This window comes from Streptomyces sp. NPDC051218, from assembly GCF_044455475.1.
Classification (GTDB): Bacteria; Actinomycetota; Actinomycetes; order Streptomycetales; family Streptomycetaceae; genus Streptomyces.
The window spans coordinates 363156-387400 of sequence record NZ_JBITEU010000004.1 but is presented as its reverse complement, the minus strand read 5'-3'; the positions used below and the strand labels follow the sequence as shown (position 1 = coordinate 387400).

Sequence of the window (24245 nt, the reverse complement as noted above, 5' to 3'; positions counted from 1 at the left end):
TCCTGCCGAGCGCCCCCATCCACGTAGAACTGCCGAAGCTAGAGCTTCTCGATGACGTAGTCGATGCACTTCGTCAGCGCCTCGACATCCGAAGGATCAATCGCCGGGAACATCGCCACGCGCAGCTGATTGCGGCCAAGCTTGCGGTACGGCTCGGTGTCAACGACCCCGTTGGCCCGCAGAGCCTTCGCCACCGCCGCGGCGTCGATCTCGTCCGCGAAGTCGATCGTGCCGATGACCTGCGAGCGCTTGGCGGGGTCCGTGACGAACGGCGTCGCGTACTTGGACTCCTCGGCCCACCCGTACAGGGTGCGCGAGGAGGCGGCCGTGCGGCCGGTGGTGAACTCCAGGCCGCCCTGGCCGTTCATCCACTCCAGCTGCTCGGCGAGCAGGAAGAGCGTGGCGAGCGCCGGGGTGTTGTACGTCTGGTTCTTACGGGAGTTGTCGATCGCCGTGGGAAGGCTGAAGAACTCCGGGACGTGCCGGCCGCTGGCGTGGATGCGCTCGGCGCGCTCGATCGCGGCCGGTGAGAACGCGGCGATCCACAGGCCGCCGTCGGAGGCGAAGGACTTCTGCGGGGCGAAGTAGTAGACGTCCGTCTCGGCGATGTCGACCGGCAGGCCGCCCGCGCCGGAGGTCGCGTCCACCAGGACGAGGGAACCCTCGTCCGCGCCCGCCACCCGCTTGATGGGGGCGGCGACGCCGGTCGAGGTCTCGTTGTGCGTGAACGCGTACACGTCCACGCCCGCCTCGGCCTGCGGCTCCGGGTGCGTGCCCGGCTCGCTCTTGATCACGGTCGGCTCGGCGAGCCACGGGGCGAGCTTGGCGGCCTTGGCGAACTTGGACGAGAACTCGCCGAAGGCGAGGTGCTGCGACTTGTTCTCGATGAGGCCGTGCGTCGCGACGTCCCAGAAGGCGGTGGAGCCGCCGTTGCCCAGGATCACCTCGTAACCCTCGGGGAGGGAGAAGAGGTCGCGCACACCGTCGCGCACCTTGCCGACCAGGTTCTTGACCGGGGCCTGGCGGTGGGAGGTGCCGAGCAGAGAGGTACCGGTGGCGGCGAGCGCGTCCAGCGCCTCCGTGCGCACCTTGGAGGGGCCCGCGCCGAAACGTCCGTCGGCGGGCTTGATGTCAGCGGGAATCTGGATCTCAGCCACGGGACGAGCCTAACGGCTTCCGGCGTCGTGGCCTTCGGGTGTCCGTCGGGTGAGACCGCCGGACGGAGCCAAGATCACCGGCAGCTCGTACAGGTCGTTCTGCGTCACCACCGGCTTGTTGCGGAGTGCGGAGGGGGCGACCGCCAGGGCCAGCCCGGGAAAGCGCTCGTAGAGGGCGGGGAGCGCCACCCCGGCCTCCAGGCGGGACAGCGCCGCACCGGGGCAGACGTGCGGTCCGTGGCCGAAGGAGATGTGGCGGTTCGCGGAGGTGCGCGTGATGTCGAAGGCGCCCGCCGTGGGGCCGTGCGCCCGCTCGTCGCGGCCGATCGCCGCGTACGACACGATCAGCGCGTCCCCCTCACGGATCACCTTGCCGCCGACGGGTACGTCCTTAGCCGCGAACCGGATCAGGGCGTGCGAGGTCGGCGTCGAGTACCGCAGGGTCTCCTCGACCACCGCGTCCCAGCTCGCCCCGCCGGAGCGGACCAGGGCCAGCTGCTCGGGGTGGGCCGCGAGGTTCACCACCGCGTTGACGATCAGCGAGATCGTCGTCTCGTGGCCCGCCGCGACCATCAGCTGGAGGGTGGAGACGATCTCCGCGTCGGTGAGGTGGTCGCCGCCCTCCGACGCGAGGATCAGGGCACTGGTCAGATCGTCGCCCGGCTCGGCGCGGCGCGCCGCCACGACCTTGCCCATCATCTCGGCGAGTCCGGTGAGGGTCGCCATGACCTCGGCGGGCGGCGTCTGCGTGGAGAAGAACTTGTCGAAGAGGATTTTCAGGCGGGGGTGGTCGGCGGGGTCGATGCCCATCAGGTCGCTGATGACGTACATGGGCAGCGGGTACGCGAACTCGGCCTTGAGGTCGACCACTTGGCCACCGTCGGACGGCAGCCGGTCCAGGAGCCCCTTCGTCAGCTCCGCGATGCGCTCCCGCATCCGCTCCACCCGCCGCGGCGTCAGCGCCTGTGCGACCAGGGCGCGCATCCGGCGGTGCTCCTCGCCGTCCACCGTCAGCATCGAGCGGCCGGGGTTGGCGAGGCCGATCAGCGGCCAGTCCGCGGGTATCTCGCCGCGCCGCCAGGCGCCCCACACCTCGATGTCCTTCACCAGGCGCTTGTCGGTGAGGAGTTGGCGCGCCTCGGCGTGGTGCGTGACCGCCCAGACCGGTACGCCGCCGGGCAGCTCCACCTCGGCGAGCGGGCCCGCGGACCGCAGCCTGGCGCTCTCGCCGTCCAGGTCGGTGACGAAGGGGTCGAGGACGATGCGGTCGAGGACGATGCGGTCGGGTGCGTCGTGGGCGGGGCAGCCGGTCGTCATCGGGGCTCTCCTCTGGGTCCGCACAGGGTTCTGATGATCAAGTCGCGGCAACTATAGGTGCGCGTCGGGCGTTTGACTGCGGTCGGTACGGGCCTTCGCGGATGCATATTGAGGGCATGGATATGGGCATGAGTGATCTCGGAGGCGTGGAAGAGCAACTGCGGGCAGTGGTGCGCGGGGAGGTGGACTTCTCCGTCACCGCGCGGGCCCTGAACACCATGGACGCGTCCAACTACCGTCGCGTGCCGCTCGGCGTCCTCGCCCCGCGCGACGCGGACGACGTGGCGGCGGCGCTCGCCGTGTGCCGGGAGCGCGGGGTCCCGGTCGTGGCGCGCGGCGCCGGTACGTCCATCGCCGGGCAGGCGACCGGCACCGGGCTCGTCCTCGACTTCACCCGCCACATGAACCGCATCGTCTCCCTGGACCCGGAGTCACGGACCGCGGTCGTCCAGCCCGGGGTGATCTGCGACGCCCTGCGGGGCGCCGCGGGGGAGCACGGCCTGACCTTCGGCCCCGACCCGTCCACGCACAACCGCTGCACGCTCGGCGGGATGATCGGCAACAACTCCTGCGGCTCCCACTCCGTCGCCTGGGGCACGACCGCCGACAACGTCGCCTCGCTGTCGGTCGTGAGCGGCGCGGGCGACCGGCTCGCCCTGGGGCAGGGCTGGTCGGGCGCGCCGACGGGCCTGCGAGCCCTGGTAGACGGGGAGTTGGAGCTCCTGCGCACCGGCTTCCCGGAGCTTCCGCGCCGCATCTCCGGCTACGCGCTCGACGCCATGCTCCCCGAGCGCGGCATCGATCTGGCCCGCGCCTTCTGCGGCTCCGAGGGGACGCTGGGCGTGGTGACGGAAGCGGTCGTACGCCTCGTCGACGCGCCACGCGCGCGTGCGCTCGCCGTCCTCGGATACGCCGACGAGAGCGCCGCAGCGGAGGCGGCTTCCGGGCTGCTTCCGCATGCCCCCCTGACCGTGGAGGGGATGGCGGCCGACCTCGTGCGAGGCTCCGAGGGGCTGCCCAAGGGAGGCGCCTGGCTGTTCGTGGAGACGGGCGGCGCGAACGAGAGTGAGGCACGCGCGCGTGCGGAGGCGATCGCGCGGGCGGTCCGCGGGGACACGGTGGACTCGGTGGTGGTGACGGACCCGGCGGGGCAGCGCGCCCTGTGGCGGGTCCGCGAGGACGCGAGCGGGACGGCGACGCGGATGCCGGACGGCAGCGAGGCGTGGCCGGGGTGGGAGGACTGCGCGGTGCCGCCCGCCCGGCTCGGCGCGTATCTGCGGGACTTCCGGGGGCTGCTCGCCGAGCACGGCCTGCGCGGCACTCCGTACGGGCACTTCGGGGACGGCTGCATTCACGTGCGCATCGACTTCGACCTGATGAGCGAGGTGGGGGTGCGGCGCTTCAGGCGCTTCTCGGAGGACCTGGCGGAGGTCGTCGTCGCGCACGGCGGTTCGCTGTCGGGCGAGCACGGGGACGGCCAGGCGCGGGCCGAGCTCCTGCCGAAGATGTACGGGGCTGACCTCGTCCGGCTGTTCGAGCGGGTGAAGGGGGTGTGGGACCCGGCGGACCTGCTGAACCCGGGGATGCTGGTGCGGCCCGCGCCGCTGGACGCGAACCTGCGTTTCGGCCCGCTGCCGCGGGGGCCGGTGGACGTGGCCTTCGGCTACCCGCATGACGGCGGTGACTTCTCGGCGGCGGTACGCAGGTGCGTGGGGGTCGCGAAGTGCCGTACGCAGTCGGCCGGTTCGGGCGGCGGGGTGATGTGCCCGTCCTTCCGGGCGACGGGCGAGGAGGAGCACTCCACGCGGGGCCGGGCGCGGATGCTGCACGAGATGCTGGCGGGGGACGTGGTCACGGACGGCTGGCGCTCGGAGGAGGTGCGGGACGCGCTCGACCTGTGCCTGTCCTGCAAGGGCTGCCGGTCGGACTGTCCCGTGGGCGTGGACATGGCCACGTACAAGGCGGAGTTCCTGCACCACCACTACGAGGGCCGCCGGCGTCCCGCGGCGCACTACGCGATGGGCTGGCTGCCGCTGTGGCTGCGGCTCGCGAGCCGGACGCGGACGGCGGGGGTGGCCAACGCGCTGGCGGGCGTCGGGGTGCTGGCATCGCTGGCGAAGCGGCTGGGCGGGATCGCACCGGAGCGGGAGATTCCGCGGCTGGCGGGGGAGACGTTCCGGAGGTGGTTCCGGGCCCGCGGGGCCTCGGAGCCGGCGGGCGGTGGCCCGGCGGTGGTGTTGTGGCCGGACACGTTCACGGACCACTTGTCACCGGGCGTGGGCCGGGCGGCGGTGCGGGTCCTGGAGGACGCGGGGCTGCGGGTCGTGGTGCCCCCGGGGGACGTGTGCTGCGGCCTGACGTACGTGTCCACGGGCCAGCTCGACCGGGCGCGGGCGGTGATGCGGCGCACTCTGGAGCGGATGGGGCCGCTGCTGGACTCGGGGGCGCTGCTCGTCGTCCTCGAACCGAGCTGCGCGGCGGCGCTGAAGACGGACCTGGTGGAGCTGCTGGGAGGAGGCGACGGGCGGGCGGAGTTCGGGCGGGCGAAGGAACTGGCCGCGCGTGTACGGACGTTCGCGCAGGCCCTGGAGGAACTGGCCCCGCAGTGGTCGCCGCCCCGGGTCGGGCGCCCCGTGGTGGGCCAGACGCACTGCCATCAGCACGCGGTGCTCGGGGACGGCGCCGAGCGCCGGCTGCGGGAGAAGGCGGGCCTGGAGGGCGAGTTGAGCGGCGGCTGCTGCGGCCTCGCGGGCAACTTCGGCTTCGAGGCGGGCCATTACGAGGTCTCGCGGGCGTGCGCGGAGGAGCAACTGCTGCCTTCGGTGAAGGCGGGGAGCGAACGCGGGGCGGTGATCCTGGCGGACGGCTTCTCCTGCCGGACCCAGCTGGAACAGCTGGGGGACGGGGCGCGGGGGCGGCACTTGGCGGAGGTTCTGGCGGAGGGGCTGGAGGAGACCTGAGGGGGCCTCGGGAGGGGAGGGGGCGCCCAGCCGCCCGCCCCCTCCACGCTCTCCTAGCCGGCCGGACGCCCGGCCCCCTCGCGTGCCCGCAGTTCTCCGCCCAGGCGGGCGAACGTCCCGCTCACCAGGGGCATGACCAGCGGAGGCAGCAGGAGCAGGGCCACGGCTGTGGGCAGGATCAGGACCAGTACGCCGGTGACCCACACGTTGTCGTCGCTGAGCCACAGCATGCCGAGTCCGGCGAAGTGGGCGAGAGGGGCGAGCGCGTACGCGGCCAGGAGGACGACGAGTGCCGCGCCCGCGGTGAGCAGCGTGCCGAGGCCGAGGGTGCGCGTACGCGCGCGGCGGGTCAGCACCCACGAGCGGTACAACGCCTTGAACGGCGAACGGCGTTCAAGGACCGTCTCGGCGGTGGCCAGCGACAGGCGGAAGTACATCAGCGGGCCCAGGCACATGACGGCGATCGGCAGCACCCACCCCACCAGCGTGTACAGCGGGGTCGCGGTCTCGCCGATGGGCGTGGGCCGGACTCCCGGCACCTCCTCGCGCTCGACGGTCATCCACAGCACGTATGCCGCCACCGCCATGGCACCCACGGGCAGTGCGCTCAGCGCGTTGACGGTGAGGGCGGCAGGCAAGCGCCCCCGGGTGCGGCGCCACAACTCGCGGACGGTGAGCGGCCCGCCGTCGCGCGTGGAATGGGACTCGGCGACGGCGTACGCGGCGTGCAGGACGGATAGGACCACGAGTGCCAGCACGAGCAGCAGCAGCGAGACCACGAGGCCGACCCGCACCAACGGAAACCAGCCGCCGTCGGCATAGGCGACGTAGGAGTCCTCGTTGGCGATGTTGCGGTCCGCGTAGTCCCTGACCCCCTCGAAGGTGTCCCACGCCGCCGCGAACCCCCCGGCCAGGATCGCGCAGCCGACGAGGGCCGTCAGGGCGGACACCCGCAGGGTGAAGCCGTACACCGCGCCGCGGTAGGGCCGGTTCCGCTCGCGTTCCATGACTGACCCGACCTCCGTGCGCTTGCCGTTCCGTGGTGACTGCACCCAAGACGCCGCGGGGGGCGGCCGGGGTTCCACGGCGAGATCGGGGGTTCACATTGAATGCCGATCCGGGCAGCGTGAGGGGGCCGTCGGAGCCCCCGAGCACCACACCCCGTACGCCTTCGCGGCGGCTCCGGGCCGCGAGGCGGATGTGCTGTTCCTCTCCACCCCGGGCATGGACCGCTTCGACAACCACTATGTCGACAGCCCGGTGGGGCGGGAGGCTCTCGTCCGCTCGTGAGGGGGCGGATGGGGGCGGTCCGCACCTCGGCATGTGGACGCCGTTTGCGTACAGCAGCGAAAGGGCTCCACAATCCTGACGTGGTCTACTACCTTGGACGGGGTAGTTCAGGTGAGTGGACTGGTAGACGTCGGAGAAGTGGAAGGGTCGGTTGTGGACGCGTCGAGGAGTGGTCAGGCGGTGCCCGCAGGGCGGTGGGGTGCCCTGGGGCCTGTCGGGCTGGTGCTCGCGGGCGGTATCTCCGTGCAGTTCGGCGGGGCCATCGCCGTGAGCGTGATGCCCAAGGCCGGAGCCCTCGGCATCGTGACCCTGAGGCTCGCCTTCGCCGCACTGGTGCTGATGATCGTCTGCCGGCCCAAGGTGCGGGGGTACTCGCGGGCCGACTGGGGCACCGTGGTCGCCTTCGGGGTGGCCATGGCCGGGATGAACGGGCTCTTCTACCAGTCCGTCGCCCGGATTCCGATGGGTCCCGCCGTGACGCTCGAGGTGCTCGGGCCGCTCGCCCTCTCCGTCTTCGCGTCGCGCCGAGCCGTGAACCTCGTCTGGGCCGGGCTCGCCCTGTGCGGCGTCTTTCTGCTGGGTGGCGGGGGCGGCTTCAGCGGGCTCGATCCGGTCGGCGTGGCGTACGCGCTCGGCGCCGGTGCCATGTGGGCCACGTACATCATGTTCAGCGCCCGTACGGGGCGTCGCTTCCCGCAGGCCGACGGGCTCGCCCTCGCGATGGTCGTCGCGGCCGTGCTCTTCCTGCCGCTCGGTCTCATCGAGTCCGGGGACAAGCTCGTGCGGCCCGAGGTGCTCGCCCTTGGCGCGGCCGTCGCCGTGATGTCCTCCGTGCTGCCCTACACGCTCGAACTGCTCGCCCTGCGCCGGCTTCCCGCCTCCACCTTCGCCATCATGATGAGCCTGGAACCGGCCATCGCGGCCGTCGCCGGGTTCCTCGTCCTGAACCAGGCTCTCTCCGTGAACGAGGCGCTGGCCATCTCGCTCGTCATCGCCGCCAGCATGGGCGCCGTGCGGACCCAGGTCGGACGCGGGAAGCCCCGCACTTCCGGGGACGTCGTGTCGGGGGCCACCCCCGAAGCCGTGGTCGCGGACGCGGCGGAACTGGACGCGGCGGAGTCGGACCCGGCGGAACTGGGCGCGGCGGAACCGGTCCCGGAGACGACCGGAAAGTAATGCAAGCACGCTTGCTTGTTTCTCCGGGCGCTGCCATGCTCCGGGGCACACCGTCGTGCCCCGAGGGGAGCGCTCCGTGTCCGAAGCTGTGCCCGTACTCGATGACCTGCGCCGTGAGAGCGAGGAACTCGACCAGCTCGTGGAGGGGTTGGGCGAGCGGTCCTGGTCGCTCGACACCCCTGCTGACGGCTGGACCGTCGCCCACCAGATCGCCCATCTCGCCTGGACCGACCGGGCCGCGCTGACCGCCGTCACCGACGGGGACGCCTTTGGCCGGCTCGTCGAGGAGGCCCTCGCGGCACCCGATTCCTTCGTCGACGACGGGGCCGAGGAAGGGGCCGCGCTGCCGCCCGGTGAGCTGCTCACGCGGTGGCGGGACGGGCGTGATGCCCTGCTCAAGGCGTTGACCGCCGCCCCGCGCGGCACCCGCTTCCCCTGGTACGGGCCGCCCATGTCGGCCACCTCCATGGCTACCGCACGGCTCATGGAGACCTGGGCCCACGGCCAGGACGTCGCCGACGCACTGGGCGTCGAGCGGGAGCCGACCGACCGGTTGCGGCACGTGGCTCATATCGGCGTCCGGGCCCGGGACTTCTCCTTCGGTGTACGGGGGTTGAGTGCGCCCGACAGTTCCTTCCGGGTCGAGCTGCGGCTGCCCTCGGGGGAGTTGTGGGTCAGTGGCCCCGACGATGCCGCTCAGCGTGTGACCGGGCCCGCGCTCGACTTCTGTCTTCTCGTCACGCAGCGCGCGCACCGGGACGATCTCGCCCTGCGTGCGGAAGGCGCCGACGCCGAGCGGTGGCTGGACATCGCGCAGGCCTTCGCGGGCCCGCCGGGACCGGGACGCCCGGCGAAGGGCGCCGACCAGTGACCGCCCCGGGTTCCGCCCCCGGCTCCGACCCTGCCTCCGCCCCCGACCCTGACTCACGCACCGCCCCGCTGTGGATCGGCAACGCGTCCGGGTTCTACGGCGACCGTTTCGACGCCATGCGCGACATGCTCACCGGCGGCCCGCTCGACGTCCTCACCGGCGACTATCTCGCCGAACTGACCATGCTGATCCTCGGGCGTGACCGGCTCAAGGACCCCGCGCGCGGCTATGCGAAGACCTTCCTGCGGCAGTTGGAGGAGTGTCTGGGCCTTGCCCAGGAGCGCGGGGTCAAGATCGTCACGAATGCCGGAGGGCTCAACCCCGGCGGACTTGCCGATGGCGTACGGGAGTTGGCCGAGCGCCTCGGGGTCCCCGTACGGGTCGCGCATGTGGAGGGCGATGATCTCGGGGGCCGCTTTCCGGACGCCCTGACCGCCCACGCCTACCTCGGCGGCGCCGGGATCGCCGCCTGTCTGCGCGCCGGTGCCGATGTCGTCGTCACCGGGCGCGTGACCGACGCCGCTCTCGTCAGCGGGCCCGCCGCCGCCCACTTCGGGTGGGATGACGGCGACCACGACCGGCTCGCGGGTGCGGTGGTCGCCGGGCACATCCTGGAGTGCGGGACGCAGGCCACCGGGGGCAACTACGCCTTCTTCGGGGAGCGTTCGCAGCGCGAGCTGCTCCGGCCAGGCTTTCCGGTCGCCGAGATCCATGAGGACGGGTCCAGCGTCATCACCAAGCAGGACGGCACGGGCGGCTTCGTCGACGTCGGCACGGTCACCGCGCAGCTGCTGTACGAGACCTCCGGCGCCCGGTACGCCGGGCCCGATGTCACCGCCCGGCTCGACACGGTCACCCTCACGCAGGAGGGACCCGACCGGGTGCGCGTCGAGGGGGTGCGCGGTGAAGCCCCGCCGCCGACCCTGAAGGTGGGGCTCAACCGGCTCGGCGGCTTCCGCAACGAAGTCGTCTTCGTCCTCACCGGACTCGACGTGGACGCCAAGGCGGGGCTTGTGCGGGCCCAGGTGGAGGACGCGCTCGCGCGGTCCAAGTCCCGCCCCCAGGAGGTGCGGTGGGAACTGGCCCGCACCGACCGCCCCGACGCCCCGAGCGAGGAGACCGCGTCCGCTCTGCTGCGGCTCGTCGTGCGCGACCCGCGACAGGACCCCGTCGGCCGCGCCTTGAGCGGCGCCGCGATCGAGCTGGCCCTCGGCAGCTACCCCGGATTCCATGTGACGGCGCCCCCGGGCAAGGGCGCGCCCTACGGAGTCTTCGAAGCCGCGTACGTCGAGCGCGGCGCCGTCGACCACGTGGCCGTCCTTCCCGGCGGTGAGCGGCATCCCGTCGCGGGCGCCGGCGACACCCTCGTACTCGAAGAGCTGGGCGAGCCGCCCCTGCCCACGCCTCTGCCGGACGGGCCTACCCGCCGCGCTCCCCTCGGCCTCGTCGCGGGGGCCCGCAGTGGTGACAAGGGCGGGGACGCGAACGTGGGGGTGTGGGCGCGCACGGATGACGCCTGGCGGTGGCTCGCGCATGAGCTGACCGTCGAGCGGTTCCGCGAACTCATCCCCGAGGCCGCCGGGTTGACCGTCGTCCGCCATGTCCTGCCGAACCTGCGGGCGCTGAACTTCGTCGTCGGAGGAATCCTCGGCGCGGGCGTCGCGTCCCAGGCCCGCTTCGACCCGCAGGCCAAGGGCCTGGGCGAGTGGCTGCGCGCCCGCCACGTCGACGTACCGGCCGAACTCGTAGAAGTGACCGAACCGACGGAGGTACTCCCGTGACCGTCCTCGCGTCCGCGCTCGACCCCGCGAGCGCCGAGTACGCCGAGCACCGCGAAGCCATGCTGGCCAAGCTCGCCGACCTCGACGCCGAGCAGGCCAAGGCTCTTGAGGGCGGCGGAGAAAAATACGTGGCCCGGCACCGGAAGCGCGGCAAGTTGCTGGCCCGGGAGCGGATCGAGCTGCTCCTGGACCCCGACACGCCGTTCCTCGAACTGTCGCCGCTCGCCGCCTGGGGGAGCGACTACCCCGTCGGTGCCTCGATGGTCACCGGCATCGGTGTCGTGGAGGGCGTGGAGTGTCTGATCACCGCCAACGACCCGACCGTGCGCGGCGGTGCGAGCAACCCCTGGACCCTGAAGAAGGCCTTCCGCGCCCATGAGATCGGGCACGCCAACCGGCTGCCGTCCATCCATCTCGTGGAGTCCGGGGGCGCCGACCTGCCGTCCCAGAAGGAGATCTTCATCCCGGGCGGTGCGCTCTTCAAGCACCTCACCCAATCGTCGGCCGCCGGTGTCCCGACGGTCGCCGTCGTCTTCGGCAACTCCACGGCGGGCGGCGCGTACGTCCCCGGCATGAGCGACCACGTGATCATGGTCAAGGAGCGCGCCAAGGTCTTCCTCGGCGGTCCGCCGCTGGTGAAGATGGCCACCGGCGAGGAGAGCGACGACGAGTCGCTCGGCGGCGCCGAGATGCACGCCCGCACCTCCGGCCTCGCGGACTATCTCGCCGAGGACGAGCGCGACGCGCTGCGGCAGGCGCGGCGGGTCGTGAAGCGGCTCAACTGGCGCAAGGCGTACGCCGATCCGGCCGCGAGCACCGTCGTCGAGCCGCCCAAGTACGACGAGGACGAGCTGCTCGGCATCGTGCCGGGCGACCTGAAGGTGCCCTTCGATCCGCGCGAGGTCATCGCCCGCATCGTCGACGCCTCCGACTTCGACGAGTTCAAGCCGCTCTACGGGACGAGCCTCACGACAGGGTGGGCCGCACTGCACGGCTATCCGATCGGGATTCTGGCCAACGCGCAGGGCGTGCTCTTCAGTGAGGAGTCCCAGAAGGCCGCGCAGTTCATCCAGTTGGCCAACCAGCGGGACATTCCGCTGCTCTTCCTGCACAACACCACCGGCTACATGGTCGGCAAGGAGTACGAGCAGGGCGGCATCATCAAACACGGCGCGATGATGATCAATGCCGTGTCGAACTCCAGGGTGCCGCACCTGAGCGTGCTGATGGGCGCCTCGTACGGAGCCGGGCACTACGGCATGTGCGGACGCGCCTACGACCCGCGCTTCCTCTTCGCCTGGCCAAGCTCCAAGTCGGCGGTCATGGGGCCGCAGCAGCTTGCCGGGGTCCTGTCGATCGTGGCCCGCGCCTCCGCCGCCGCGAAGGGGCAGCCCTACGACGACGACGCGGACGCGGGCCTGCGCGCCATGGTGGAGCAGCAGATCGAGTCGGAGTCGCTGCCGATGTTCCTTTCCGGGCGCCTGTACGACGACGGGGTCATCGATCCCCGCGACACCCGCACGGTCCTCGGCCTGTGTCTGTCCGCGATCCACACCGCCCCCTACGAGGGCGCGCGCGGTGGCTTCGGCGTCTTTCGGATGTGAGGACTCCCATGACGAACCCCACCACGATCAGCACCATCCTCGTCGCCAACCGCGGCGAGATCGCCTGCCGCGTCTTCCGCACCTGCCGCGACCTCGGGATCGCCACCGTGGCCGTGTACTCCGACGCCGACGCGGACGCCCTGCATGTCCGCGAGGCCGACTCCGCCGTACGGCTGCCGGGCGCGACGCCCGCGGACACGTATCTGCGCGGCGAACTCGTCGTCAAGGCCGCGCAGGCCGCGGGCGCCGACGCCGTCCACCCCGGCTACGGCTTCCTCTCCGAGAACGCGGACTTCGCGCGCGCGGTCCTCGACGCCGGGCTCGTGTGGATCGGGCCGCCGCCCGAAGCCATCGAATCCATGGCCTCCAAGACACGCGCCAAGGAGCTCATGGGCATCGCGCCGCTGGGCAAGGTCACCGAAGCCGAACTGCCGGTCCTGGTGAAGGCGGCGGCCGGTGGCGGCGGGCGCGGTATGCGCGTCGTACGGGAATTGGGCGATCTGGAAGCCGAGTTGGCTGCTGCCGGCGCCGAGGCGGCCAGTGCCTTCGGGGACGGCGAGGTCTTCGTCGAGCCCTATCTGGAGGGCGGCCGGCACGTCGAGGTGCAGATCATGGCCGACGCGTACGACACGATCTGGGCGCTCGGTACACGGGACTGCACGCTCCAGCGCAGGCACCAGAAGGTCATCGAGGAGTCACCGGCGCCAAGGCTGACCGACGAGCTCGTCCACGAGCTGCACGCGCAGGCCGTGCGGGCAGCGCGCGTGACCGGGTATCGCGGGGCGGGTACGGTGGAGTTCCTGGTCGCGGGCGACCGCGCACACTTCCTGGAGATGAACACCCGCCTCCAGGTCGAACACCCCGTCACCGAGGCCGTGTTCGGGATCGACCTCGTGGCGCTGCAGATCCAGGTCGCGGAGGGCGCACGGCTCGCGGACGAGCCGCCGCCCGCGCGCGGCCACGCGGTGGAGGCCCGCCTCTACGCCGAGGACCCGGCCGCCGGGTGGGCCCCGCAGACCGGAACCCTGCACCGGCTCTCCGTGCCGGGCGTGCGGCTCGACACCGGTTACGTGGACGGCGACACGATCAGCGTGCACTACGACCCGATGCTGGCCAAGGCCATCGCGTACGCCCCCACGCGGGCGGCGGCCCTGCGTGCCCTCGCGGGAGCGCTGGAGCGGGCGGTCGTCCACGGGCCGGTCACCAACAGGGAGTTGCTCGTACGGTCCTTGCGGCACCCGGAGTTCGTCGAGGCCCGCATGGACACGGGTTTCTACGACCGGCACCTCGCCGACCTCGCGGCCCCCGCCCCGGACCCGCACGCCCCGCTGGCCGCGGCGCTCGCCGACGCGCACGGGCGCTCCCGGTTCGGCGGCTGGCGCAACCTCGCGTCGCAGCCGCAGGTCAAGCTCTTCCGGAGCGAGCCGGACGGCGTCGAGCACGAGGTGCGCTACCGGCACACGCGGGAGGGGCTGAGCGCGGAAGGGGTGCGGGTGCTGGCCGTGTCCGGCGAGCTCGTCGTGCTCGAAGTCGCGGGCGTACGAAGGCAGTTCAGCGTCAGCTGTTACGGCGGTGATCGCGTGTACGTCGGCAACACCGCCCTCACCGCGCTGCCGCTGCTCCCCGAGCCCACCACCAGGCAGGCGCCAGGCTCCCTGCTCGCCCCGATGCCCGGCACGGTCGTGCGCCTGGCCGACGGGCTCACGGAAGGGGCGCGGGTCACCGCCGGGCAGCCCCTCATCTGGCTGGAGGCCATGAAGATGGAGCACCGTATCTCCTCTCCCGCCTCCGGCACGCTCACCGCCCTGCACGCCGCGCCCGGCCGCCAGGTCGAGGTCGGGGCGCTGCTCGCAGTCGTGGCCGTCGAAGACACCGCAGGCGTCGTACAGGAGGAGCAACCCGTATGAGCACCGTCCTCGAAACCGAAGAGCACCAGGCCCTGCGCGCGGCGGTCGCCGCCCTGGGCAAGCGTTACGGCCGCCCGTACATGACCCGGGTCGTGGCCGGCGAAGGCCACCCCGACGAACTCTGGGCCGACGCGGCCAAGCTCGGCTACCTGGGCGTGAACCTCCCCGAGGAGTACGGCGGCGGAGGCGGCGGTATCGCGGAACTATCCATAGTCCTGGAGGAGTTGGGCGCGGCGGGCTGTCCCCTCCTGATGATGATCGTCTCGCCTGCGATCTGCGGCACCGTCATCGCCCGCTTCGGCACCGAGGAGCAGAAGCGGACCTGGCTGCCCGGTCTCGCCGACGGCAGCCGCACCATGGCCTTCGGCATCACCGAACCCGACGCGGGCTCCAACTCGCACCGCATCACCACGACCGCCCGCAAGGACGAGGCGAGTGGCGACTGGCTCCTGACCGGCCGCAAGGTGTTCATCTCGGGTGTCGACATCGCCGACGCGACGCTGATCGTGGGCCGCACGGAAGACGCCCGCACGGGCAGCCTCAAGCCCTGCCTCTTCATCGTCCCGCGCGAGACGGAGGGCTTCGAGCGGCGGCAGATCGAGATGGAACTCCAGGCGCCGGAGAAGCAGTTCGAGCTGACCCTGGACGACGTACGTCTGCCTGCCGACGCCCTGGTGGGCGACGAGGACGCCGGGCTGCTCCAGCTGTTCGCCGGACTCAACCCCGAGCGGATCATGACGGCGGCGTTCTCGCTCGGCATGGCCCGTTTCGCCCTCGCCCGTGCGGTCGGCTACGCGAAGGAACGCAGCGTCTGGAAGAGCCCGATCGGCGCCCACCAGGCGATCGCGCACCCCCTCGCGCAGTCCCACATCGACATCGAACTGGCCCGCCTGATGATGCAGAAGGCCGCAAGGCTCTACGACGAGGGCGACGACATGGGCGCGGGCGAGGCCGCCAACATGGCCAAGCTCGCGGCTGCCGACGCGTGCGTGAAGGCCGTCGACCAGTCGGTGCACACGCTCGGCGGCAACGGCCTGACGAAGGAGTTCGGCCTCGCCTCGCTGATCGTGGCGTCACGAGTGGCGCGGATCGCGCCGGTGAGCCGGGAGATGATCCTCAACTACGTGTCGCACCAGACGCTCGGCCTGCCCAAGTCGTACTGAGTCACCGGTCTCGTAGGTCCCGATCAGAGGGAGTTCCCATGAGCCTTGTCTGCTCATCCCCGCAGCGCGGCATCGTCACCTTCACCCTGGACAACCCCGGCAACCGCAACGCGCTCTCGGCGGGGCTCCTGCACGGCTTCGCCGAGGCGCTCGACGACTGCGGCAAGGACCCCGACGTACGCGCGGTGGTCCTCACGCACACCGGTTCCACGTTCTGCTCGGGCGCCGACCTGCGGGAGCCGCCGGACCCGGCCGCTTTCGTGGGGCTGCTCCGGCAGATCCTGGAGCTGCCGAAGCCGGTGGTGGCCCGGGTGGACGGGCATGTGCGGGCGGGTGGGCTCGGACTGCTGGGCGTGTGCGACATGGCGGCCGCGGGGCCGGGGGCGTCGTTCGCGCTGACGGAGGTACGGATCGGGGTGGCGCCCGCGGTGATCTCCATGCCGCTGCTCGCCCGCCTCGACCCGGGCGCGGCGTCACGCTACTTCCTCACCGGGGAGCGCTTCGGCGGTGCGGAGGCGGCGCGGATCGGTCTGGTGACGGTGGCGGGGGACGACGTGGACGCGGAGCTGACGCCTCTCCTGGACGGGCTGCGGAAGGCGGCGCCGCAGGCCCTGGCCGAGACGAAGAAGCTGCTCACGGCTAGGGTGCTCGACGCATTCGACCACCACACGGACTCCCTCGTCGCTTTGTCCGCGCGGCTCTTCGCATCGGAGGAGGCGCGGGAGGGGATGGGGGCGTTCCTCGAACGACGGGAGTGCCCATGGGTGCTGTGACCGCGGCCGACCGTGCCGACCGAGCCGATCGCTCCCCCAAGCAGGACCGCAGCCGCGCGACGCGCCAACGGCTCCTGGAGGCCGCGGTGGCGTGCCTCGCCGAGAGCGGCTGGGCGGGGTCCACGGTGTCCGTCGTCGCCGAGCGGGCCGGGGTCTCGCGGGGCGCGGCCCAGCATCACTTCCCGACGCGGGAGGACCTCTTCACGGCGGCGGTGGAGTACGTGGCCGAGCAGCGGTCCACGGCCCTGAAGGAGCTCCCGGCCCAGGACCGTGCCTCGGTGGTGGCAGCCCTGGTCGACCTCTACACGGGCCCGCTGTTCCGGGCTGCGCTGCACCTGTGGGTAGCGGCGTCGAACGAGCCGCAGCTGGGCTCCCGGGTGACGGAGCTGGAGGCGCGGGTGGGCCGTGAGACGCACCGGATCGCGGTGGAGTTGCTGGGGGCGGACGAGTCGCGGCCGGGGGTGCGGGAAACCATCCAGGGCCTCCTGGACATGGCCCGAGGCCTCGGCCTCGCCAATCTCCTGACGGATGACGGGGCACGTCGGGAGCGGGTGGTGGCGCAGTGGACGGTGCTGGTGGAGGAGGCGCTGCGCTAGCCCTCCCCCACCCCGCCCCTTCCCGAAACCAAGGGGCTCCGCCCCCTGGACCCCCGACAAGATGTCCTCAAACGCCGGACGGGCTGGATTTCCAGCCCGTCCGGCGTTTGAGGACAAGGCCCCCGCGCCGAGCGGGTTTTCGGGAAGGGGCGGGGTGGGGGAGAATTCCCTACCTAGCGATATCCCCGTACCCCACAACCGCCCGCGGGTCCCGCGACCCAGGGCCGATGTACCGGGCCGAGGGGCGGACGAGCCGCCCCGTCCGCTTCTGTTCAAGAACGTGCGCCGACCACCCGGCAGTCCTCGCGCACGTGAACATCGACGTGAACATGTGCGCCGGCACCTCGGCGAAGTCGAGGACGATCGCGGCCCAGAACTCTACGTTCGTCGCGAGGACGCGGTCCGGGCGGCGGGCGTGCAGCTCGTCGAGCGCGGCCTTCTCCAGCGCCTCCGCCACCTCGTAGCGAGGAGCGCCCAGCTCGCGCGCCGTGCGGCGCAGGACCCGCGCGCGCGGGTCCTCGGCCCGGTACACCCGGTGACCGAAGCCCATCAGACGCTCGCCCTTGTCCAGGGCCTGCTTGACGTACGCGACCGCGTCGCCCGTCCGCTCGATCTCCTCGATCATGCCGAGGACCCGGGAGGGCGCGCCCCCGTGCAGGGGGCCGGACATCGCGCCCACGGCACCGCTCAGCGCCGCCGCCACATCCGCGCCCGTCGACGCGATGACGCGGGCGGTGAACGTGGAGGCGTTCATGCCGTGCTCGGCGGCCGACGTCCAGTACGCGTCGACGGCCTGGACGTGCTTGGGGTCGGGCTCGCCGCGCCAGCGCTTCATGAAGCGCTCCACGACCGTGTCGGCCTTGTCGATCTCCCGCTGCGGCACCATCGGCAGGCCCTGGCCGCGGGCGGACTGGGCGACGTACGAGAGCGCCATGACGGCGGCGCGCGCCAGGTCGTCGCGGGCCTCCTGCTCGCTGATGTCCAGGAGCGGCTTCAGGCCCCACACGGGGGCGAGCATCGCGAGCGCCGACTGGACGTCGACGCGGATGTCGCCGGAGTGCACCGGGATCGGGAACGGCTCGGCCGGCGGCAGACCAGGGTTGAAGGCACCGTCGACGAGCAGGCCCCACACGTTGCCGAAGGAGACGTGGCCGACCAGATCCTCGATGTCGACGCCGCGATAGCGAAGCGCGCCGCCTTCCTTGTCCGGTTCGGCGATCTCCGTCTCGAACGCGATGACTCCTTCAAGTCCGGGTACGAAGTCGGACATCAGGCGGCTCCTCGTGATGTGTACGACAGATGGTGGTGACAGACAGCTCGTGACCATGTGTCAGAAGTGGGCATTTCCGGTCCGGTTCCGCGGTCTTCCGGTGTGTTTTCGACTGCCGGCGTTCGACTCGCGGTCCGGATCGGTCATCCCGGTGATGCCCCGTGCGGCTGGTGGTCACCCAACCGATACGGCAGCGGAACGATATCCGTTGGTGCCACCCTTGGCGATGGTATGCGGCACTCAGTGCCACACGTCACCTCCCGGTGGCGCACGACACCCCGTCGGACAGCCCTTCGTATACGGCAAGATGACCGCGTGACCGATCGAGCCGCCGCTTCCGCATCAGCCTCCTCATCTGCCGCCGCCGCCCCTCCCGTGTCCGATCCCGCAGCCATACGTGCCCACTACGGCCTCGACGGACTCGTCGAGGGCGATGCGCCCGCCACGCCCGTCGAGCTGTTCGCGCGCTGGTTCTCGCAGGCGCTCGTCGCGGCGGACGAGGGCCGGCTGTACGAGCCGAACGCCATGGTCGTCTCGACGGCGGACGCCGCGGGCCGCCCCAGCTCACGCACGGTCCTGCTGAAGGCGTACGACGAGCGCGGCTTCGTCTTCTTCACCAACTACGAGTCCCGCAAGGCCCGGGAACTGGCCGCGAACCCGAACATCGCGCTGCTCTTCCCCTGGCACCCGATGGCACGCCAGGTCATCGTCACCGGCACGGCGGAGCGCGTCGCCCGCGAGGAGACGGTGGCGTACTTCCGCACCCGCCCGCACGGCTCCCAGCTCGGCGCCTGGGCCAGCGCCCAGTCATCGGTCATCGCCACGCGCGATGAACTGGACCGCGCGTACGCCGACTTGGAGGCGCGTTACCCGGAGGGCGAGCAGGTGCCCGCGCCCGCGCACTGGGGCGGCTTCCGTGTCGTACCGGAGGCCGTGGAATTCTGGCAGGGCAGGGCGAACCGCCTGCACGACCGCCTGCGCTACGTGCACTCGGAGCAGGAAGCGGGCGCGGGCGATGCGGGCGATGCGGGCTGGACGGTGGAGCGCCTCAGCCCCTGAACGCGGGCCCCCGGGCCCCCCGCCCTACCCCGTCAGGACTCCGTCCAGGAAGGGCTCGATCGCCTCGCGCCAGGCCTCGGGCTGGTCGTAGTGCACCAGGTGTCCGGCGTCGGCCACCTCCGCGTACGCCCCGCGGGGCAGCACACGGACCATTTCCTGGGACTCGGCGCGGCCGAGCTCGCCGTCCAGGCCGCGCACCACCAGGGCAGGGCACTGCACCTGGGCCAGATCCTCCCAGTGGGCGTCGTACACCCAGGTCTCGCGGGACTTCAGCATCTGGTCGCGGTCGAAGACGGGGCGCCAGCCGTCCGGGCCCTCGGTCATCACCTCGGCGAAGAACTCACCGCGCGACGGATTGGGCCGCTCGACCCAGGGATCGTCCTCGCCGAACCACTTGCGTACGTCGGCGAGCGTGGCGAAGGGCACCGGCCAGGCCTTGAACCAGTCCTCCCACTCGCGCTGCGACGCGGCACCGAGCGCGGAGGCCCGCATGTCGCAGATGATCAGCGCGCGGACGAGATCGGGGCGCTTCGCGGCGAGCTGCCAGGCGGTGAGCGCGCCCATGGAGTGGCCGACGAGGACGGCGGGGGCGAGGCCGAGCTGGACGAGCGCGGCCTCGGCGTCGTCCACGTAGGCGTCGCGGGTGAAGGGGCCCTCGGGGGGCTTCTCGCTCTGTCCGTGCGCGCGCTGGTCGAGTGCGACCGCGCGATGCCGCTCGGCGAGCCAGCGGGCGGTGCCCGCCCAGTGGGACGCCCGGCCCATCAGGCCGTGCAGTAACAGGACGCCGCCGGGCGGCCCTTCGGCCTCCCTGGACTTCGGAGGATCGGCGAACTCCCAGGCCGCGAGGTGTACGCCACCCGCGCCCGTCACGTCAATGCGCCGCACCATCGTTCCTGGCACCCCCCTTGAATCAGCTCGGGCTGAACGCCTGGTTCTGTCACGCACCCCCGCACGCTATCGAACTCTTTTTCGAAAGCGGCCGGATCGCCGGCAACACCCCTCGTTCGAGTGACCACGCTCAAGGATTGGCCGCCGCCGCCGAGGGGAGATCTTCAACGGGAGGCGGACCGCTCGGGGAAAACGGTCCGAGGGGGATGACCCTGGGAGCTCGGGGCTCCGGGTCAGAACAGGGGAGGACAGGCCCCGGCGCTCAAGGGCGCCGGGGCCCTCGCCTCGAACGCGTTCGCGCTCCCGCTCACCAGATGGGCACATTCTCCTGCCCCCTCCCACGGCCGTGGCGGCCAGACCCGGCGCCGACCCGGTCAAGAGCCCTCAGGTCATATGCCTCTCGCGACAGCCTCGCACGCAAAACGTCCGGGCGCTGCGATTCCGCACACTGAATCTTGGACGCCGTCCGGTCCCGGAGTCTTCACAACTGCCCAACCGTTACCGCTAGTTGACACGAACTCTCGGTAACAGGAGCTGGGCCGTGCCGAAGCCAGGACCGGCGGGCCTCAGCGCTTGGCGACGAAGACGTGCGACGCGACCTCCGAGTCCAGCTCGGCGGCCTCGCCACTGCTGCCCACGAGCACCCCGCCCGCGGACTCCGTCACGCTCACCACGGAGCCGGGCTGCACACCCGCGCGCCGCAGCGTGTACATCAGCTGGGCGTCCGTCTGGATCGGCTCGCCGATGCGGCGCACCACGACGGTCTTGCCCTCCGTGCCGGGGTCGAGATCGACCAGGGAGACCATGCCCTCGTCCAGGAACGGGTCGGCCCCGTCCTTCTCGCCCAGCTCCTCCAGGCCCGGGATCGGGTTGCCGTACGGAGACTCGGTGGGGTGGCGCAGGAGCTCCAGGACGCGGCGCTCCACCGCCTCGCTCATCACGTGCTCCCAGCGGCACGCCTCCGCGTGGACCTGCTCCCACTCCAGGCCGATCACGTCGACGAGCAGGCACTCCGCCAGGCGGTGCTTGCGCATCACGCGGGTGGCGAGCCTGCGGCCCTCCTCGGTCAGCTCCAGGTGGCGGTCGCTGGCGACGGCCACCAGGCCGTCGCGCTCCATGCGCGCGACCGTCTGGCTCACCGTCGGCCCGCTCTGGTCGAGACGCTCGGCGATCCGGGCGCGCATGGGGACCACACCTTCCTCCTCCAGCTCGAGGATGGTGCGCAAATACATCTCAGTGGTGTCAATAAGCCCCGACATGGGTGCCCCTCAGATCTCGCTCGTGCGGCCGGCCCTGCCCTCAAGTCTGACGCATACCGCTGACAACCGGGTCGCGCCAGGGGAAAACCCGGTCCTGGCGGGCCGAACGCCGTGCTCGGGCCGTATTGACAGGGCACTGGTCCAGACCGCAACGTGATCCGCGGCACACGGGAAGAGCGTGCAGGACATCCGTGCAGGACGTGCGTACGGACCACGTACAAACAGAACACATACGTACCCGGAAAGGTTCCTCGGCGCATGGGCTCGAAGAGCGAGAGCAAGCTGGCCGGTCAGTACATCGACGCCGCGATCGGGCTGCTCGGGCGGGTGCGCGACGAGGAGGGCGGGAACGTCGACGCGGCGGGCACGCTGCTCGCCGACGCCGTCGAGGCGGGCGGCAGGCTCTTCGCCTTCGGCGCCGGGCACTCCTCGCTGGCCGCCCAGGACGTCGTCTACCGCGCCGGCGGCCTCGCCCTGATGAACCTCCTCGCCGTCCCCGGGGTCGTCGGCATCGACGTCATGCCCGCCACGCTCGGCTCGGCCCTGGAGCGCGTGGACGGTCTCGCGGGCGCCGTCCTGGACTCCTCGCCGGCCCGCCCCGGCGACGTACTCGTGATCATCTCGCTCTCCGGGCGCAACTCGCTTCCCGTGGAGATGGCGATGAACGCCCGCGCGCTCGGCCTGAAGGTCATCGGGGTGACGTCGGTGGCGTACGCGACGCAGACGAAGTCGCGGCACGTGTCGGGGAGCTTCCTGAAGGACCACTGCGACGTCGTGATCGACTCGAAGATCGCGCTCGGCGACGCGGAGCTGAGCCTCGACACGGTTGGCGCTCCCTTCGGACCCGCCTCCAGCGTGGTCACCAACGCGATCATGCAGGCGATGATGGCGACCGCCGTCGAGGCGCTCGCCGAGCGGGGCCTCGAACCGCCGCTGCTCCGTTCCGGGAACGTGGACGGCGGCCACGAGTGGAACGGCAAGGTCTTCGAGGAGTACGGCGACCGGATCTTCTACCGCCGCTGAGGGCCGCTGAGGGCCGCCGAGGGGCGCCGAGGGGCGCTCAGCGGTCCGGTGGGAAGCGCACCCGGACGGTGAGCCCCCCGCCCTTCCCGTTCGCCTCCGCGGTCGCCAGTGCGCCGTGCGCGCGGGCGATCGCGGCGACGATGGACAGGCCGAGCCCGGCCCCCTCCCCGCGCGCGTGCGTACGTTCCTGAAGGCGCCGGAAGGGCTCGAAGAGGTGCGGGACGGTCTCCTGCGGGACGACGGGCCCGGTGTTGGTGACCTCGACGCCCTCGGGTCCCGTGCGCACCTCGACGCGGCCGCCCTTGACGTTGTAGTCCACGGCGTTGGCCACCAGGTTGTGCACGAGGCGGTCGAGCAGCACGCCGTCGCCGAGGACCGTCAGCGGCTCGGCGTCCACGGACACGGTCACGTCCCGCTCGGCCGCCCGGTCCGCGAGCCCTTCCGCCACCGCGTCGGCGATGACGTCCAGGGCGATGGGCTCACGCCGCTCAAGACCCCGCTCCGATGTGGCCAGGAGCAGCAGCCCTTCGATCAGATGCTCGCTGTCGTCGGCGACGGAGATGAGCTTCGTACGGATCCGGGCCACCTGCCGCGCGTCCGGCTCACCCGCGAGACCGATCTCGGCGGCGGCCCGCTGTACCGCGAGCGGGGTACGCAGCTCGTGCGCGGCGTTCGCGGCGAACCGCTGCTGCGCGCTGACCAGTTGCTCTATCCGTCCGAGCATCTCGTCGAAGGTGTCGGCCAGCTGCTTCAGCTCGCCGGGCGGGGCGTCGAGCGCGATCCGCTCGTGCAGGTTCTCACCGGACAGGCGCCGCGCGGTGCCGGTGATCACGGCCACCGGGTGCAGGACGCGGCCCGCCATCCACCAGGCGAGCAGGATGGAGAGCGCCGCGTACACGAACAGCACGATGACCGAGACGGTGAGCAGCCGGCTCAGGGCGGCCTGCTCGGCGACATCGCTGATCTTCGTCACGGCGAGGCCCTGCGTGATGTCGTTGTCCGTGACGCCGTCGGCGGGCATCCGCCTGGCGGGCGACGCCGAGGGGGCTGGAGTCGGCATCCGCCAGGGCGGGTTCAGCCTGCGGGCGGGCACGGCGGTGGTGACGGCGGTACTGATCGTCGAGTAGAGCCCCTGCCGCACCAGGAAGTAGACGAGCCCGGTGAGTAGCGCTCCCGCCAGGAGGAGCATGCCGCCGTACAGGGCGGTGAGGCGTGCGCGTTCGCTGCGCATGGCCGGCCGGCGCATCATCCGGACGCGGGACAGGGCGCCGGGGGCGGCGCTGGTGCGGGGCTTGTTCATGACTGCCTGCCGGTGGGAGACGCGGCTGCGCGAAGGCGACGCGGGTCGCGGCAGCTGTGCGGGCCCTCGCAGCGATACGTGCCGGCCCCGCCCATGCGCCTCACGCCGACCGTCCCGTGATCCGGTAGCCCGCGCCCGGGACCGTCTCCACCACCGGGGGGTCGCCCAGCTTGGTGCGGAGTTTGGAGAGGGTGACGCGGACCGCGTTCGTGCGGTAGCTGGTGTCCTCCTCCCAGACCTGTTCGATCAGGTCGTCGCCGCTGACCACCGCGCCCTCCGCCCGCAGCAGCGCCTCAAGCACCGCGAACTCCTTGCGGGAGAGCGCCAGATGGCGGCCGTCGCGGCTGGCCTGGCGCCGGGCCGTGTCCAGGACCAGGCCCGCCCGTTCGATCACGGGCGGGAGCGCGGGGCGGGTGCGGCGGCCGAGGGCCAGGACGCGGGCCAGGAGCTCGTCGTACGCGAAGGGCTTGGTCAGGTAGTCGTCGGCCCCGAGGCCCAGGCCCGCGACCCGGTCCCTGACCGTGGCCGAAGCCGTCAGCATCAGGACGCGGGTGAGCAGCCGCTGCGACACCACCCTGCGGCACACCTCGTCGCCGTGCAGGCCCGGCAGATCCCGGTCCAGGATGACGACGTCGTACTCGCCGAGCTGGAGCTTGCGCAGCGCCGTCAGGCCGTCGGCCGCGACGTCGACGGCGAGCGCGTCGCGGCGCAGCCCGTCGGCGATCATCTCGGCCAGGAATTCCTCGTCCTCCACCAGCAGTACGCGCATCGGCCCTGTGTACCTGAAGTGCACCTTTCGTCGGTGTAAGCGTCTCCGTTGAGAGAAACGAAACCTCCCTTCCCGTCAGCCT

Annotated in this window: 19 protein-coding genes and 1 pseudogene; 12 read left to right on the top strand and 8 right to left on the bottom strand. The window is 71.8% G+C overall.

Going from position 1 to position 24245, the window contains the following annotated elements; genetic code table 11:
* Positions 1-38 precede the first annotated feature (38 nt).
* Complete coding sequence (gene serC / locus ACIBCK_RS15240; protein WP_367043084.1) at positions 39-1157, bottom strand: phosphoserine transaminase; 1119 nt, start codon at positions 1155-1157, stop codon at positions 39-41.
* A 9-nt stretch (positions 1158-1166) separates the two neighbouring features.
* Positions 1167-2474, bottom strand: coding sequence for a cytochrome P450 (locus ACIBCK_RS15235; RefSeq protein ID WP_399390312.1), 1308 nt, complete (start codon positions 2472-2474; stop codon positions 1167-1169).
* A 128-nt stretch (positions 2475-2602) separates the two neighbouring features.
* Here ACIBCK_RS15235 and ACIBCK_RS15230 point away from each other — a divergent pair, with 128 nt between their 5' ends.
* Positions 2603-5434: an FAD-binding and (Fe-S)-binding domain-containing protein gene (locus ACIBCK_RS15230; protein ID WP_399390310.1), complete on the top strand. Its 2832-nt coding sequence runs from the start codon at positions 2603-2605 to the stop codon at positions 5432-5434.
* A 53-nt stretch (positions 5435-5487) separates the two neighbouring features.
* Here the strand turns inward: ACIBCK_RS15230 and ACIBCK_RS15225 are convergent, their stop codons facing one another.
* On the bottom strand, positions 5488-6441 hold the full coding sequence (locus ACIBCK_RS15225) for a hypothetical protein (protein ID WP_399390308.1): 954 nt from the start codon (positions 6439-6441) through the stop codon (positions 5488-5490).
* 148 nt (positions 6442-6589) lie between these two features.
* Between ACIBCK_RS15225 and ACIBCK_RS15220 the strand changes: the two are divergent.
* The 9 genes and pseudogenes from ACIBCK_RS15220 to ACIBCK_RS15180 all read left to right on the top strand — a co-directional run.
* Positions 6590-6724 (top strand): annotated as a pseudogene (locus ACIBCK_RS15220) (cupin domain-containing protein); the annotation flags it as partial.
* Between the two features lie 138 nt (positions 6725-6862).
* Positions 6863-7900: an EamA family transporter gene (locus tag ACIBCK_RS15215; RefSeq protein WP_399390700.1), complete on the top strand. Its 1038-nt coding sequence runs from the start codon at positions 6863-6865 to the stop codon at positions 7898-7900.
* Between the two features lie 76 nt (positions 7901-7976).
* The gene (locus ACIBCK_RS15210) at positions 7977-8771 is read left to right on the top strand and encodes a TIGR03084 family metal-binding protein (protein WP_399390306.1); all 795 of its coding nucleotides are present in this window, start codon (positions 7977-7979) and stop codon (positions 8769-8771) included.
* Positions 8772-8839: 68 nt separating this feature from the next.
* Positions 8840-10552 carry an acyclic terpene utilization AtuA family protein gene (locus ACIBCK_RS15205; RefSeq protein ID WP_399390698.1) on the top strand — a complete coding sequence of 571 codons (1713 nt, stop codon included), beginning with the start codon at positions 8840-8842 and terminating at the stop codon, positions 10550-10552.
* Positions 10549-12156, top strand: a complete 1608-nt coding sequence (locus ACIBCK_RS15200) for an acyl-CoA carboxylase subunit beta (RefSeq protein WP_399390304.1) — start codon at positions 10549-10551, stop codon at positions 12154-12156. Before ACIBCK_RS15205 ends, ACIBCK_RS15200 begins: the two co-directional genes overlap by 4 nt.
* A gap of 8 nt (positions 12157-12164) precedes the next feature.
* A complete protein-coding gene (locus tag ACIBCK_RS15195; protein WP_399390302.1) occupies positions 12165-14063 on the top strand; it encodes a biotin carboxylase N-terminal domain-containing protein in 1899 nt (632 codons plus the stop codon).
* Entirely contained in the window at positions 14060-15226 is a 1167-nt protein-coding gene (locus tag ACIBCK_RS15190; protein ID WP_399390300.1) for an acyl-CoA dehydrogenase family protein, read from the top strand. Before ACIBCK_RS15195 ends, ACIBCK_RS15190 begins: the two co-directional genes overlap by 4 nt.
* A 38-nt stretch (positions 15227-15264) precedes the next feature.
* Positions 15265-15999: an enoyl-CoA hydratase family protein gene (locus ACIBCK_RS15185; RefSeq protein ID WP_399390298.1), complete on the top strand. Its 735-nt coding sequence runs from the start codon at positions 15265-15267 to the stop codon at positions 15997-15999.
* Complete coding sequence (locus tag ACIBCK_RS15180) at positions 15987-16595, top strand: TetR/AcrR family transcriptional regulator (protein WP_399390296.1); 609 nt, start codon at positions 15987-15989, stop codon at positions 16593-16595. The genes ACIBCK_RS15185 and ACIBCK_RS15180 overlap by 13 nt, the downstream gene beginning before the upstream one ends.
* Before the next feature lie 169 nt (positions 16596-16764).
* On the opposite strand, the gene ACIBCK_RS15175 is transcribed toward ACIBCK_RS15180, so the two are convergent.
* Positions 16765-17865, bottom strand: coding sequence for a citrate synthase 2 (locus tag ACIBCK_RS15175; protein ID WP_399390294.1), 1101 nt, complete (start codon positions 17863-17865; stop codon positions 16765-16767).
* A gap of 297 nt (positions 17866-18162) precedes the next feature.
* On the opposite strand from ACIBCK_RS15175, the gene pdxH reads away from it, so the two are divergent.
* Complete coding sequence (gene pdxH, locus ACIBCK_RS15170; RefSeq protein WP_399390696.1) at positions 18163-18924, top strand: pyridoxamine 5'-phosphate oxidase; 762 nt, start codon at positions 18163-18165, stop codon at positions 18922-18924.
* Positions 18925-18948: 24 nt separating this feature from the next.
* On the opposite strand, the gene ACIBCK_RS15165 is transcribed toward pdxH, so the two are convergent.
* Together ACIBCK_RS15165 and ACIBCK_RS15160 are read right to left on the bottom strand one after the other, a co-directional pair.
* Positions 18949-19812 carry an alpha/beta hydrolase gene (locus tag ACIBCK_RS15165; RefSeq protein ID WP_367043062.1) on the bottom strand — a complete coding sequence of 288 codons (864 nt, stop codon included), beginning with the start codon at positions 19810-19812 and terminating at the stop codon, positions 18949-18951.
* Between the two features lie 566 nt (positions 19813-20378).
* The gene (locus ACIBCK_RS15160; RefSeq protein ID WP_399390291.1) at positions 20379-21071 is read right to left on the bottom strand and encodes a metal-dependent transcriptional regulator; all 693 of its coding nucleotides are present in this window, start codon (positions 21069-21071) and stop codon (positions 20379-20381) included.
* 258 nt (positions 21072-21329) lie between these two features.
* On the opposite strand from ACIBCK_RS15160, the gene ACIBCK_RS15155 reads away from it, so the two are divergent.
* Complete coding sequence (locus tag ACIBCK_RS15155) at positions 21330-22094, top strand: SIS domain-containing protein (RefSeq protein WP_399390289.1); 765 nt, start codon at positions 21330-21332, stop codon at positions 22092-22094.
* Positions 22095-22131: 37 nt separating this feature from the next.
* Here the strand turns inward: ACIBCK_RS15155 and ACIBCK_RS15150 are convergent, their stop codons facing one another.
* Together ACIBCK_RS15150 and ACIBCK_RS15145 are read right to left on the bottom strand one after the other, a co-directional pair.
* Positions 22132-23325, bottom strand: a complete 1194-nt coding sequence (locus ACIBCK_RS15150; protein WP_399390694.1) for a sensor histidine kinase — start codon at positions 23323-23325, stop codon at positions 22132-22134.
* A gap of 169 nt (positions 23326-23494) precedes the next feature.
* On the bottom strand, positions 23495-24163 hold the full coding sequence (locus ACIBCK_RS15145) for a response regulator transcription factor (protein ID WP_399390287.1): 669 nt from the start codon (positions 24161-24163) through the stop codon (positions 23495-23497).
* Positions 24164-24245: the final 82 nt, after the last annotated feature.